The sequence below is a fragment of the Rhodocyclus tenuis genome (genome assembly GCF_014197755.1).
GTDB lineage: Bacteria > Pseudomonadota > Gammaproteobacteria > Burkholderiales > Rhodocyclaceae > Rhodocyclus > Rhodocyclus tenuis.
The window spans coordinates 79,482-91,992 of record NZ_JACIGE010000007.1 but is presented as its reverse complement, the minus strand read 5'-3'; the positions used below and the strand labels follow the sequence as shown (position 1 = coordinate 91,992).

Here is a 12,511-nt window from a genome sequence, read left to right as displayed (position 1 = left end):
TGGCGTGCGCAGGCCCATTGTCGTCGATTGTCGGCGCTTGTTACCGCTTGAATCGACAAAAACTGATTTAATAGTTCAATATCGTGAAAAATGATACACTGCTTCGCGTGTGCTGGCGATCCGCCAGTAAAACGCCTTCATGCGAGGTCGTGCATCATGGTTCAGCGGCAACATATCGAGAAAACGTTCTGCACGACGCGAGAGGCTGCGCAGATGCTCGGCGTTTCCCTGCGCACGGCGCAGTTGTGGACCGAGAGCGGCCTGCTCGATGCGTGGAAAACGGCGGGCGGGCACCGGCGCATTTCCCGGCATTCGATCAACAGTCTGCTCAGCAAGACCGCACTCCCGCCGCTGCCCGGCAGCTTCTCGTCTGCGCTGCAGGGGCGGGTTGCCGAGCGCGGCGATCCGCTCAACATCCTGGTGGTCGAGGAAGACAGCGAGTTGCGGCAGCTTTATCAGGTGAATCTCGAGGGCTGGTCGATGCGCCCCGAGGTCTGCGTCGCCGCCAATGTTTACGAGGGACTGATACTGATGGGAATTACCCGGCCCGATCTGCTCGTCGCCGATTTGCGCTTGCCGGCGCAGGCAGGTTTTCACATGCTGCGCGCCGTGCGCGAGATGCCCGAACTGGCGGGGCTCTCCATCGTTGCCGTCAGTGGCCTGAGCAGCGACGAGATCACGGCCCTCGGCGGTTTGCCCGACGGCATTTCCGTGTTGCCCAAACCGCTCCGTTTTGGCCAGTTGCTCGATATCGCCGAACGCGTTGTGGCGAGCCGCCGGGCCGTCAACCGATCTGCCTGGTGAGGCGCAATGAGAAAAATCGTTCTTGTCGATGACCACGCGGACATCCGGCGCCTGATCCGTATCACCCTTGGCAAGGCCTTCGAGGTCTTCGAGGCGGAAGACGGCGCCAGCGGCCTTGATCTGGTGCGTCGCCAGCGGCCCGATCTGGTTGTGCTCGACGTCATGATGCCGGGCGGCCTTGACGGCATCAAAGTGCTCGATGCCATCAAGGCCGATCCGGCGCTGCTGCATACACGCGTGATCATGGTCACCGCCCGTGGCCAGCAGCAGGACTACCAGCTGGGCATGTCGCTCGGCGCCGATGCCTACTTCATCAAGCCCTTCAGTCCGCTCGAACTCGTTACCCGCATTCACGAGTTGCTGGCTGGTGCGGAATGTCAATGATCGCTTCTCTCGCCTCGGCCCGTCAGTTCATGAGCGCAGCCCCGCCAATGCCTCCCGCCGGCGACAGTTCGCGTGAACCGGAACTGAATGCCCAGCTTTTCCGTTACGCCGAAGATCTGCAACAGATGCTGGAACGGCAGATCGAGCTTGAAGCCGACTACAAGGATCTGCTCAAGGCTTCGATTCCGCTGGCGGAAAGCCGCAACCAGCTGAACGGGCTGATCGATCGCTCGCCGGACATGCATATCGTTACCGACAGCGAGGGGCGAGTGCTGCGCTGCAATCCGGCGACCGCGATGCTGGGCCGAACGGAAGAAATCATTGGGTCGCTGCTCCGCCACTGGCTGTCGCCGACGCATCTTGAGCAGTACGAGGCCTTGCAGCGGCGTGCCTTGCTGGCAGCGCCGGGTGAGGCCGAAGACGGCACGCTGCACGAGCTGAAACTCTGTCCGGGTGCGCCGCCTGGCACCTCGCTGATTGTCGCGGTGCAGGCACTGCCGGTACTGCATGAGGGCAAGATTTCAAGCGTGCACTGGATCATGCACGACGTGACCCGGCAGCGCGAAGCGCAGTTCGCGTCGCAGATTTCGTCGGCGGTGTTCAGGAGCGCTGCCGAAGGCGTGGTCATCACCGACATCAATGGCAGCATCCTCTCGGTCAATCCCTCCTTCTGCCGCATCACCGGTTACAGCGCCAGCGAGGCGATCGGCCGCAAACCGGGCGAATTGCTCGCTTCCGGCGTCCATGACGAAGCGTTCTACGCCGCTTTCTGGCAGTCCTTGCGCGAAACCGGCAACTGGCAGGGCGAGATCTACAACCGGCGAAAAAGTGGCGAGGTCTATCCCGAGTGGTTGACGGTCAGTGCCGTGCGCAACGAAGACGGCGCTATCGAAAGCTTCATCGCGGTGTTTGCCGATCTCTCGCACATCTTCGACGAGACGCAGCAACGCGTCGCCTATCTGGCGCACCACGACATGCTGACGACCCTGCCCAACCGGCTGCTGTTCCATGAGCGCCTGCAGGAAGTCCTCGCCCAGGAAGACAGCGCGGATAACGGTTTTACAGTGATTCTGCTCGACCTCGATCGTTTCAAGCAGGTGAACGTTGCTTTTGGTCCGCATGTCGGCGATGGCGTCCTGCAGGAGGTCGCGCGTCGCCTGCTGGCGACCGTGCACAAGGTCGATACGCTGGCCCGTTTTGGCGGCAACGAGTTCGCCATCATCGCTTCCGGCATGACCGGCGAAGCTGACATCGGATGCTTCTGCGCGAAACTGCTCGGTGCGCTCCGCCAGCCGATGGCGATCGACGGCCGCGAACTGTTCATCTGCAGCAGCCTTGGCTGTGCGACATACCCGGCGCATGGTCACGACGAAGGCGCGCTGCTCAAAAGTGCCGCGGCGGCGATGTATCACGCCAAGACGGCAGGCGGTAACACCTATTCGCTGCACGATGTGCGCGGCGCCGTCGATGACGGCACCCTGCCGATGGAAACCGAATTGCGGCGGGCACTGGAGCGCGGGCAGTTGCGCCTCGAGTACCAGCCGCAGGTGGCGACGCGCAACGGTGCGCTGGTCGGCGTCGAAGCGCTGTTGCGCTGGCAGCATCCGCATTTCGGTGAGGTGTCGCCGGAGCAGTTCATTCCGGTTGCCGAAGCCGCCGGCCTGATCGGCAGCATCGGCGAGTGGGTGCTGCACAGCGCCTGCCGGCAGCTGGCCGCTTGGGACGATCAGGGCGTGTCGATTGCCTCGATGGGTGTCAACCTCTCGCCGCGTCAGCTGCGCGACCCGGCGATCGTCGACAAGGTGCGCGCCGCCCTGACTGCCAGTGGTATCGCTGCGGCAAGACTCGAGCTTGAGGTCACCGAGTCGGAAATGCTGTTTCAGCTCGACGCGGATCGCTACAAGCTCGCTGCCCTGCGCGACCTCGGCGTGAAGATCGCCATCGATGATTTCGGCAGTGGTTACTCGAGCCTGGGGCGGCTGTTGCAGTTGAAGATCGACCGGCTCAAGCTCGATCGCTGTTTCGTTCTCGAACTCGAACCGCAGGGCGATACCCGTGCCGGCGCGATCACGGCGGCGATTCTGTCGCTCGGCGAAGCGCTCGGCGTCGAACTGGTGGTCGAAGGTGTCGAGACCGAGGCACAGTTCGAGCTGCTGTCGCGGCAGGGTTTTCAGGTCATACAGGGCTATCTCACCGGGCGCCCGATGTCGCCGGCGGCGGTTGCGCAACGGTTCACTGAATTTGCCGGCCGCTCCGAAGCGGGGTGTGTACATGGATGATTGCGTCGCTGCCCAAAAACCGGGCCGATCGCGCCTGCGCTATCTGCCGGTCGAGCAACTCGCACCGGGAATGGCCCTGGCTGAGTCGCTCGACTTTGCCGAGCGCAACATCGTCCGCCACCGTCTGCCGGACGGCCAAGTACTGACCCCGGAGGACGTGCAGCAACTCGTCAGCAGTCGCACCGATCTGGTCCGCATCGTCGTGCCGGATGCGCGCAGCGATGAAGAAATCGCCGCCGCCGCGGCCTTCGTGCGCGCCAGCGTCGAGGCGATCTTCGCCGGCGCCGATCTTGGCCAGCCGGCGCTGGCGGCCTTGTTCGAGCGTGTGCTGGCTTACCGGAGCCAGTAGCCATGTCGCACAAGCTGCTCCGCGAGGAGGTGGTCGCCAGCCGCGATCTGCTGCCGGTGTTTCCGCGCGTCATCAGCGAAATTTTCGCCACGCTCGACGATCCGGAGTCAAACCTCGGCGTGCTCGAAAAACTGGTCGCGCGCGATCCGGTGCTGGTGGCCCGTGTCCTGCATCTGGCGAATGTCGCGGCCAGTCGTTCGCGTCGCGATGACTCGATCTTCAATCTGTACACCGCCATCGCGCTGATCGGGCTGGCGCAGCTGCGCGAAGAGGTGATCAAGAGCAAGCTCACCGGTTTCGTGCACGGCCTGCTGCCGGCCGGCGTGTTGCCGGGGCTGTGGCAGCACGGCGCGGCGACCGGTGTCTGCGCCGAACAGCTGGCGCTGCATCTCGGCCTGCCAGCGGTGCCGGCGCTGGTCGCCGGCCTGCTCCACGATATCGGTCAGGTCTGGCTGTGCCGCTTCCAGCCGGCGGCTTTCCTCTCGGCCTGGGAGGAAGCGAAGACGCGGTCGACGACAATCGAGGCCGCCGAACGCGAGCGCTTCGGCGTCGATCACGCGACCATCGGCGCCTGGCTGGCCGACAGCTGGGGGCTGCCGATGCAGGTCTGCGTCGCCATCCGCTATCACCACTGTCCTGATACGGCGCTGTCGGTGCCGCTGGTGCCGTTGCTGCATGTCGCCAACGTGCTTAGCAATGCGCTCGATCTCGGCGGCGACTACGCGCGCGTCAGCGCGCTGTCGCAGCAATGCTGCGATGCGCTCGGCCTGCGCTGGGATGACAGCGCCGATCTGCTGTTTGCGCGCATCGAAGCGGCGAACCGCGCCTCCGCCCATTTCTACGATTCGCCGCCGGCGGCGTGAACGGCTGAGGCGGCACGACGCAGCCGCGCCCGCCCGCGGGTACAATGAGCAGCTCTCCTTTGCAGGTGCCTTGCCCGGCAGTTGCGCCGCCCGCTGTCGGCGGCAGCAGATGTCCGGCGCAATCCTCCCTCCTTGTCGCGGATCGTCCTCTTCAACAAGCCCTATGGCGTGCTCAGCCAGTTCACCGCCGAAGGGCGCTGGCCGGGGCTGGCTGGCTATATCGCGCTGCCCGGCGTCTACGTTGCCGGGCGACTCGACGCCGACAGCGAGGGGCTGCTGCTGCTCACCGATGACGGTGCACTGCAGGCGCGCATCGCCGACCCGCGCTACAAGCTGGCGAAAACCTACTGGGTCCAGGTCGAGGGCGAGCCCGACGAGGCGGCACTGGCTGCCTTGCGTCGCGGTGTCTGCTACGCCGACTTCACGACACGGCCGGCCGCGGTCAGGCGCATTCCCGAGCCGGAGCTGCCGCCGCGCGAGCCACCGATCCGCTTTCGCCGTGACAAGCCGACCTCGTGGCTCGAGATCATCATTCGCGAGGGCCGCAACCGCCAGGTGCGGCGCATGACGGCCAGCGTCGGGTTTCCCACCTTGCGCCTCTTTCGCTATGCTGTCGGCCCGGCGACGACCGCCGGGCTGGCGCCCGGCGAATGGCGCCTGCTCACGGCCGCCGAGCTTGGCCTGCCGCCTCTTGCGCCGCTGGCGGACAGTGAGCGGCGCCAACGCGTCGCGCGCAGCGGCGGTCAGCGACGGCCGCCAGCAGCGCACGCAGCTGGTCCCGGCACGACGCCGCCGCGAACGAAAAGGAAGAACTCATGAAGAAGACCCTGTTGGCGCTGTCGGCGCTTCTGTTGTTCGGTGCTACCGCAATTGCCGGCGCGGTGCCGAAAGTTGCCGACAGTCCGGAGAGTGCGGAAGCGGCAGGCAAAGGCAGCAGCGTCGCCAATCCGGCAATGCCTGTGCCGCCTGCCGACGCGCGCGCGCCGGTAGCCGCCAAAACGACTGCTGCTCAGAAGAAAACCGTCGACCAGAAGCGTTCGGTAAACCGTCCGGCGAGCAAGGCCGGCCAGTCCGCCGCGCCGTCGTCGCGCAAGAGCGCCGCCGCCAAGCCGCAGAAGTCCGCCGCGCCGGCCGCCGCGACGCACGCGACACGCGTTCAGCCGGCCGGCCGCAAGGGTGTCCATGCCAAGCGCCGGCACAAGCCGGTGACTCCGCCGCGCTGATGCTGCCGGCGCTGTTCGCCCCGCTGCTGAAGCCGCCCTGCCTGATCGTGTTCCCCATGCCGCTTATCAACCGGAGGTTTCGATGATCAAGCCGATCTGGCGCTGGCTTGCCGGCCTGTTCGTCGCCGGCTGCCTGGCTTTGCCTGCCGCTGCCGGCGATTTCCCGCAAATCGAACTCAGCGCGGGTTTCTACCGCATTGAAGCCGAAGTGGCCTTCAATCAGCCGATGCGCATGCAGGGGCTGATGCAGCGGCAGAGCATGGCGACCAACCATGGCATGCTCTTCGTTTTTCCGCAGCGCGCGCGCCACTGCATGTGGATGAAGAGCACCCTGCTGCCGCTGTCGGTGGCATTCCTTGACGACGAAGGCCGCGTCCTCAATATCGAGGACATGGAGCCGCAGACCGAGAGCAATCACTGTGCGGCGCAGCCGGCGCGTTTTGCGCTGGAAATGAACCGGGGCTGGTTCGCCGGACGCGGTATATCTCCGGGGGCGCGCATCGCCGGCGTCGAGCGTTCTCCCCGCCCGCAATAGTTTCGCGCATGACGATCCGACTCGCCCGCCGTTGGCGGACAACGCTGACGCACGCTCCTGACAGTGCCCCTTTTCGTCGCTGGCTGCTTTACCGTGGCTCACTGACCGCGCGCATCCGCGCGCACGGCCGCTTTTCGCTGCGGGTGTTGCGCCAGACGCAGGCGCTACCGACGCCCGACGAGGCCGCCGCACTCGCCATCGACGCGCGTAAGCGCGTGCATGTGCGCGAAGTCGCGCTCTACTGCGACGGGCGCATCGTGGCCTTTGCCCATACCGTGCTGCCGCTGCAGCCGCGCGGGGCGCTGACCCGCTGGCTGGCGCGCCTGGGTGCCCGCTCGCTGGGTTCGCTGCTGTTCACGCATCCGCGCTTTGCCCGCGGCGAAATGACTTTCTGCCGCATCGACCGGCGTCATCCGCTGTTCGCACCGGCGACGGCGCTTGTCGGCACCGCGCAGCGCACGCTCTGGGCGCGGCGTTCGGATTTCGTCTTTGCCGGTCAGCGCGTGCTCGTCACCGAGGTTTTCGCACCACTCGGCTGAGTCGCCTGTCGTGTTTTGGCAAGTAGTGTTGGACTTGTCGCACGCGTCCCGCTACACTGCGCGCCTCTGTTCGGTGACGGTTGTTCCGCGCCAGACAGAGCAAGCATCGCGAACCTGGCCCCCAAGCCCTCCTGCCTCCTGGCGTCGACATTTCGACAGCCGATCCGGCACAAAGCTGTTGTGCCGAAATCCCCCCGAGATTCCCTCGGTCATTTCGTTGGTTGGCGTTGCGTATCTCGCGCAAGCGCCGGAATCCGTCCGTCCGCGGCGTGCTTCAACCACGAAAGAAATCATGACCTTTGCTGATCTCGGCCTGCACACGGCCGTCCTCAAGGCGCTCGCCGACGCGGGCTATACCGATCCTACTCCGGTTCAGGAGCAAGCCATTCCGGCGGCCATCGCCGGCCGCGACCTGATGGTTTCCTCGCAAACCGGTTCCGGCAAGACCGCGGCTTTCCTGCTGCCGGCGCTGCACCGCTTTGCCACCCGTGTCGACACGCCGCAGACCGCCGCGCAACGCACGCCGAACCAGGAACGCCAGTCGCAACGCAGCCGCGGCGAGCGTCCGCGCTTCACCGCCGCGCAGCCGAAAATGCTGGTGCTGGCACCGACGCGCGAACTCGCGCTGCAAGTTACTGCCGCTGCCGAAAAGTACGGTTCGACGCTGCGCCAGGTGCGCGCCGTTGCCATCCTCGGCGGCATGCCCTACCCGAAGCAGATGCAACTGCTATCGCGCAATCCGGAAATCCTGGTGGCGACGCCGGGTCGCCTGATCGACCACATGGAATCGGGCAAGATCGATTTCTCGCAGCTGGAAACGCTGGTGCTCGACGAAGCCGACCGCATGCTCGACATGGGCTTCATCGACGACATCGAACGCATCGTCGCGGCAACGCCGGCGACGCGCCAGACACTGCTCTTTTCGGCGACGCTCGACGGCGTCGTCGGCCAGATGGCGCGGCGCATCACCCGCGACGCGCTGGCCGTGCAGGCGACTGCCGTCGCTGCCCGCCACGACAACATCGAACAGCGTCTGCACTTCGTCGACGATCTGGCGCACAAGAATCGCCTGCTCGACCACCTGCTGCGCGACGTTTCCATCGACCAGGCGATCGTGTTCACGGCAACCAAGCGTGATGCCGATACCATCGCCGATCGTCTGACCGTTGCCGGTTTTGCCGCCGCAGCGCTGCATGGCGACATGCAGCAGGGTGCGCGCAACCGCACGCTCAATGCGCTGCGTCGCGGCCAGGTGCGCGTGCTGGTGGCGACCGACGTCGCCGCCCGCGGCATCGACGTGCCGACGATCACGCACGTCTTCAATTTCGACCTGCCGAAGTTTGCCGAGGACTACGTGCACCGCATTGGCCGTACCGGTCGTGCCGGCCGCAACGGTCTGGCCATCTCGCTGGTCAACCATGGCGAGCAGTTCGCAGTGCGCAAGATCGAGCGCTTCACGCAGCAGGCGATCCCGGTCAACGTCGTGGTCGGCTTCGAACCGACGCGCCGCGCCTCGTCGGCGCCGCGCTCGCCCGGTGGCAAGCCGGGCTGGAAGGGTGGCGAAGGCCGTTCCTACGGCAAGCCGGCTGCGCGTAGCGACGCGCCGCGTGGCGGTGGCTGGGGTGGTGGTGCGACGCGTGACGGGCACCCGCGCCCGGTATCGCGCGAGTCGCACGATCACGCCGCACACCGCGACGGTGGCCGCCGCGCTTTCGGCACGCGCTGAGACAGGCGTCGCGTCAAGCGCTGCGAGCTGATCGGTTCGCAATGAAAAACCCGCTGCGGCGGGTTTTTTTACGTGCGTGTTGCGCCTGATGATTGCTCTGCCGGCCGCCGCCATCAGGCTCGCGGCCGGTATTGCTCAGTCGGCAGTTGTCCGCGAGTCGATCAGGCAGCGCTCGAAATCGTCGGCCGACAACGCCTTGGCGAAGAGGAATCCCTGGCCATAGTCACAGCCGGCGCTGGCCAGCAGATCACGTTGCGCGGCGGTTTCGACGCCTTCGGCAATCACTTCGATGCCGAGTTTGTGCGCCATGACGATGATCGCTTCGCACAGTGCCAGATCGTCCGAGTCGGGCGCCAGATTGCGCACGAATGACTGGTCGATCTTGACGTAGTCGATGTCGAACTTTTTCAGGTAGGAGAGCGACGAATAGCCGGTGCCGAAGTCGTCGAGCGAGACCTGTACGCCGGCGTCGCGGAAGGCGAGCAGCTTCTTCCTGATCAGCGGACTCGCTTCCATCAGCAGTCCTTCGGTGATCTCGACGACCAGACTGCCGCCGGGCAGATCCAGCTCTGCGAGCAAGCCGAACCAGGTATCGAGATTGATGTCCTTGTTGCGGAATTGCACCGGCGACTTGTTGATGCTGATCTGCAGCGTGGCGTGGACACGTTTGCGCCAATCGGCGAGTTGCCGGGCGGCGCTACGGAAGACCCACTCGCCGATCTCGCTGATCAGTCCGCTTTCCTCGGCCAGCGGGATGAATTCACTCGGGCTGACCAGACCACGCCGCGGATGCTGCCAGCGGATCAGTGCTTCGGCCTTGTCGATGCGGCCGCTCGCCATGTTGACGATCGGCTGGTAGTGAATGCGGAACTCGTCGCCGGCGAGTGCAGTGCGCAGGTCGCGCAGCAGGTGCATGCGTTTCAGCGCGCGCTCCTGCATCGCCGGTGTGAAATAGCTGAAACGGTTGCGGCCGGATTGTTTGGCGGCGTACATCGCCTGGTCCGCATTCTTCAGCAACTCGTCGATGGAGTCGGCATCGTCCGGGTAGATGGTGACGCCGATGCTGGCCGAGACGTAGGCCTTTTCTTCCTGCAGGAGAAATGGTTTGGCGACGCGCTGCAGGATATCCTGGGCGATACGGTCAATGCTGCTGCGGTCCTCGAGTTCGCCGAGGAGAATGGTGAATTCGTCGCCGCCGAAGCGGGAGACGGTGTCGGCTTCGCGTACGCACTGGCTGATCCGGCGCGCCGCTTCGCACAGGAGCAGGTCGCCCATGCCGTGGCCGAGCGTGTCGTTGACCTCCTTGAAATGATCGAGGTCGAGGAAGAGCACAGCAAGCGGTAGACGGGCGCGGTGTGCTTTTTTCAGTTCCTGGTCGAGACGGTCGCGCAGCATGCGCCGGTTGGGCAGGCCGGTGAGCGGGTCGAAGTTGGCTTCCTGCCAGATCGCCTGTTCGGCGCGTTTCTGCTCGGTGATGTCGGAGAACATCGCCACGCGGCAGCGGACCTTGCCGTCGCTGTTCCTGACGGTGCTGATCATCAGCCACTCGGGGTAAATCTCGCCGTTCTTGCGGCGGTTCCAGATCTCGCCTTCCCAGTGCCCATGCTTTTCCAGCGCTTGCCACATCGCCCGGTAAAAACCCGCATCGTGACGACCCGACTTGAGCAGGCTGGTCTTCTGGCCGATGGCTTCTTCGGCGCTGAAGCCGGTCAGGCGGGTGAACGCCGGGTTGACGGCGATGACCGTGTCGCTGGCGTCGGCAACGAGAATGGCTTCGCCGATGGCTTCGTATACCGTCGCCGCCAGTTGCAGTTCCTCGGCGACGTGTTTTTCTTCGGTGACGTCCCAGTTGGCGCCGAGCAGCGACTGCGGGTGACCGGTCTCGTCCACCATGAGCCGTGCGGCTGCCTTGATGTAGCGGACTGTGCCGTCCAGTTGGCGGATGCGGAATTCGCTGTCGAACTCGGTCTTGCCGTTGCGCGCGTCGAGGAATTCGCGTGTCGTGCGTTCCAGGTCGTCGTAATGAATGGTTTTTTTCCAGGACTCGAGTTCGCCCGAGAAATCCTCGCGACGGATGCCATACAGGTCGAACATCGCGTCGTCCCAGATCAGACAGTCCTCGTTGATCCGCCATTCCCAGATGCCGATGCCACCGGCACGAATGGCGAGTTCAAGACGCTCTTCGCTGCTGCGCAACAAGGCTTCGTCGCGCTTGCGGGCACTGATGTCACTGATCGAGGTGATGACCGCACGTGCACCATCAAGCGTGATCGGACTCAGATTGATTTCGACCGGGAAGTCGCTGCCATCGCGACGACGCGCCACCAACTCGCGGTTCGGTCCATTCGTACTGGCTTTCCCGCCGTGCCAGAACTCGGCGATATGCCGGCGATGCGCACCTCTCGCCGGCGTCAGACAGTTGATGTCGATTCCCAGGAGTTCAGCGAGCGGGTAGTCGAACATGCGTGCGGCGACGGCGTTTGCCAGACGTACGTGCCCGTCTTCGCTGACCAGCAGCATGCCGGTCGGTGCCGCGTCGAAGATCGTGCGCAATTGCGTCGCCTCGGCCCGCTTGCGCTCACTGATGTCCTGCACCGTGCCGACGAGCCGCTGCGGACGCCCGTCGCCGTCGCATTCGACATCGCCTTCGGCGGCAATCCAGCGCAGTTCGCCATTGACCGAACGCGCCAGCGCACATTCAAGCGAGACATGCCGCGCCTCCCCGACAGCCTGCCGGTAGCGGTCGACGGCTTGCTGGCGATGGTCCGGATGTAGCAGCAGACGCCAGTTTTCGATGGTGTAATCGAATTGCGTGCCAATGCCGAGAATGGCGTCGACCCCCGGCGAACTCTGCCAGCGGCCGCTTTGCAGGTCGACCCGGAAGTCGCCCATGCGTGCCGAGGCCTGCGCCAGACGCAGATTGTGCTCGCTTTCGCGCAAAGCCTCTTCGGCCAGCTTGCTGCGCGTGATGTCGAGGTGGGCAACGACGGCGCCGCGGCGTGGCGGCGCCAGCGGATAGACGCGCATCGAAAACCAGCGCTGCTGGGTCGGCGAGTCGCACGGGTATTCGAGCGAGAATTCGGGCAGATGGCCGGCGATGACGCCCAGGATACCCACCCGTGCTGCAATGGCTTCGTCGCCCTTCGGCTGACCGCTGGACTTGTTGCAGACCTGACAGTAGTTCAGTCCGATCGACGCAGCCACCGCCTCGCTGCCGCCATTTTCCAGCGCGAAGCGTTTCCAGGCTTCATTGACGGCAACGATGACGCCGTTTTCGTCGAGCACGGCGATGTGTTCGGACAGCGAATTGAGGATTGTCGCGTTGAAAGCTTCGCTGTCGGCAAGCGATTCAAGAAGCCGGTGGCGCTCGCTGACGTCGATGAGGATGCCGTTCCAGATGACGCTGCCGTCGTCCTTGAGCTCCGGCAGGGAGTCGCCCCGCACCCACTTGACGCTGCCGCTGCGTGTCCTGATGCGGTAATCGTGTCGCCAGGCGCTGCGCGTGGTGACCGCGTGCAGGATCGACTCGCGCTGCCCGGCGCGGTCTTCCTCAAGGATGCACGAACTCAGTGCATCAGGATCGGCGTAGGCTTCAGCGGCACTGACTTCGTAGAGCGCTTCGATGCCATCGCTGAGGTAGAGGAAGCACCAGCGGCCATCGGCTGCGAGGGCGAACTGGTAGAGTACGCCGGGAATCGTCGCGCCCAGCGCGAGCAATTGTTCGCGTGTCGGTTCTTCCCGGAGCACCGGCGTTGTGCCGTCTGTCGCCGTTGGCGAAGGCTTGGCAATCGGGGGGACGGCGCGATATG

At 64.9% G+C, this 12,511-nt stretch carries 11 protein-coding genes; 10 read left to right on the top strand and 1 reads right to left on the bottom strand.

Annotation, left to right across the window (positions count from 1 at the left end; all coding sequences use genetic code 11):
• The first annotated feature begins 90 nt into the window (after window positions 1-90).
• The 10 genes from GGD90_RS10585 to GGD90_RS10540 all read left to right on the top strand — a co-directional run bounded on the left by GGD90_RS10585 (window position 91) and on the right by GGD90_RS10540 (window position 8,702).
• Complete coding sequence (locus tag GGD90_RS10585; RefSeq protein WP_153116719.1) at window positions 91-804, top strand: helix-turn-helix domain-containing protein; 714 nt, start codon at window positions 91-93, stop codon at window positions 802-804.
• A 6-nt stretch (window positions 805-810) separates the two neighbouring features.
• Window positions 811-1,188 (top strand): response regulator transcription factor, encoded by a 378-nt coding sequence (locus GGD90_RS10580; RefSeq protein ID WP_153116718.1) that lies wholly within the window; start codon window positions 811-813, stop codon window positions 1,186-1,188.
• Window positions 1,185-3,467, top strand: coding sequence for a putative bifunctional diguanylate cyclase/phosphodiesterase (locus GGD90_RS10575; protein ID WP_184415099.1), 2,283 nt, complete (start codon window positions 1,185-1,187; stop codon window positions 3,465-3,467). Before GGD90_RS10580 ends, GGD90_RS10575 begins: the two co-directional genes overlap by 4 nt.
• On the top strand, window positions 3,460-3,816 hold the full coding sequence (locus tag GGD90_RS10570; RefSeq protein WP_153116716.1) for a hypothetical protein: 357 nt from the start codon (window positions 3,460-3,462) through the stop codon (window positions 3,814-3,816). Before GGD90_RS10575 ends, GGD90_RS10570 begins: the two co-directional genes overlap by 8 nt.
• A 2-nt stretch (window positions 3,817-3,818) precedes the next feature.
• On the top strand, window positions 3,819-4,679 hold the full coding sequence (locus GGD90_RS10565; RefSeq protein ID WP_153116715.1) for an HDOD domain-containing protein: 861 nt from the start codon (window positions 3,819-3,821) through the stop codon (window positions 4,677-4,679).
• A gap of 132 nt (window positions 4,680-4,811) precedes the next feature.
• Window positions 4,812-5,498 carry a pseudouridine synthase gene (locus GGD90_RS10560; RefSeq protein ID WP_153116714.1) on the top strand — a complete coding sequence of 229 codons (687 nt, stop codon included), beginning with the start codon at window positions 4,812-4,814 and terminating at the stop codon, window positions 5,496-5,498.
• Window positions 5,495-5,902 (top strand): hypothetical protein, encoded by a 408-nt coding sequence (locus GGD90_RS10555; RefSeq protein WP_153116713.1) that lies wholly within the window; start codon window positions 5,495-5,497, stop codon window positions 5,900-5,902. The genes GGD90_RS10560 and GGD90_RS10555 overlap by 4 nt, the downstream gene beginning before the upstream one ends.
• Before the next feature lie 82 nt (window positions 5,903-5,984).
• Window positions 5,985-6,437, top strand: a complete 453-nt coding sequence (locus tag GGD90_RS10550) for a DUF192 domain-containing protein (RefSeq protein WP_153116712.1) — start codon at window positions 5,985-5,987, stop codon at window positions 6,435-6,437.
• A gap of 8 nt (window positions 6,438-6,445) precedes the next feature.
• The gene (locus GGD90_RS10545) at window positions 6,446-6,976 is read left to right on the top strand and encodes a chorismate--pyruvate lyase family protein (RefSeq protein WP_153116711.1); all 531 of its coding nucleotides are present in this window, start codon (window positions 6,446-6,448) and stop codon (window positions 6,974-6,976) included.
• Window positions 6,977-7,268: 292 nt separating this feature from the next.
• A complete protein-coding gene (locus GGD90_RS10540; protein ID WP_153116710.1) occupies window positions 7,269-8,702 on the top strand; it encodes a DEAD/DEAH box helicase in 1,434 nt (477 codons plus the stop codon).
• A 135-nt stretch (window positions 8,703-8,837) separates the two neighbouring features.
• On the opposite strand, the gene GGD90_RS10535 is transcribed toward GGD90_RS10540, so the two are convergent.
• Window positions 8,838-12,449 carry an EAL domain-containing protein gene (locus GGD90_RS10535; RefSeq protein ID WP_153116709.1) on the bottom strand — a complete coding sequence of 1,204 codons (3,612 nt, stop codon included), beginning with the start codon at window positions 12,447-12,449 and terminating at the stop codon, window positions 8,838-8,840.
• Window positions 12,450-12,511 lie beyond the last annotated feature (62 nt).

Bases quoted from the DNA above. Each gene is read 5' to 3' on its own strand.
- GGD90_RS10585 (WP_153116719.1), top strand. From the start codon at position 91: ATGATACACTGCTTCGCGTGTGCTGGCGATCCGCCAGTAAAACGCCTT.
- GGD90_RS10580 (WP_153116718.1), top strand. From the start codon at position 811: ATGAGAAAAATCGTTCTTGTCGATGACCACGCGGACATCCGGCGCCTG.
- GGD90_RS10575 (WP_184415099.1), top strand. From the start codon at position 1,185: ATGATCGCTTCTCTCGCCTCGGCCCGTCAGTTCATGAGCGCAGCCCCG.
- GGD90_RS10570 (WP_153116716.1), top strand. From the start codon at position 3,460: ATGGATGATTGCGTCGCTGCCCAAAAACCGGGCCGATCGCGCCTGCGC.
- GGD90_RS10565 (WP_153116715.1), top strand. From the start codon at position 3,819: ATGTCGCACAAGCTGCTCCGCGAGGAGGTGGTCGCCAGCCGCGATCTG.
- GGD90_RS10555 (WP_153116713.1), top strand. From the start codon at position 5,495: ATGAAGAAGACCCTGTTGGCGCTGTCGGCGCTTCTGTTGTTCGGTGCT.
- GGD90_RS10550 (WP_153116712.1), top strand. From the start codon at position 5,985: ATGATCAAGCCGATCTGGCGCTGGCTTGCCGGCCTGTTCGTCGCCGGC.
- GGD90_RS10545 (WP_153116711.1), top strand. From the start codon at position 6,446: ATGACGATCCGACTCGCCCGCCGTTGGCGGACAACGCTGACGCACGCT.
- GGD90_RS10540 (WP_153116710.1), top strand. From the start codon at position 7,269: ATGACCTTTGCTGATCTCGGCCTGCACACGGCCGTCCTCAAGGCGCTC.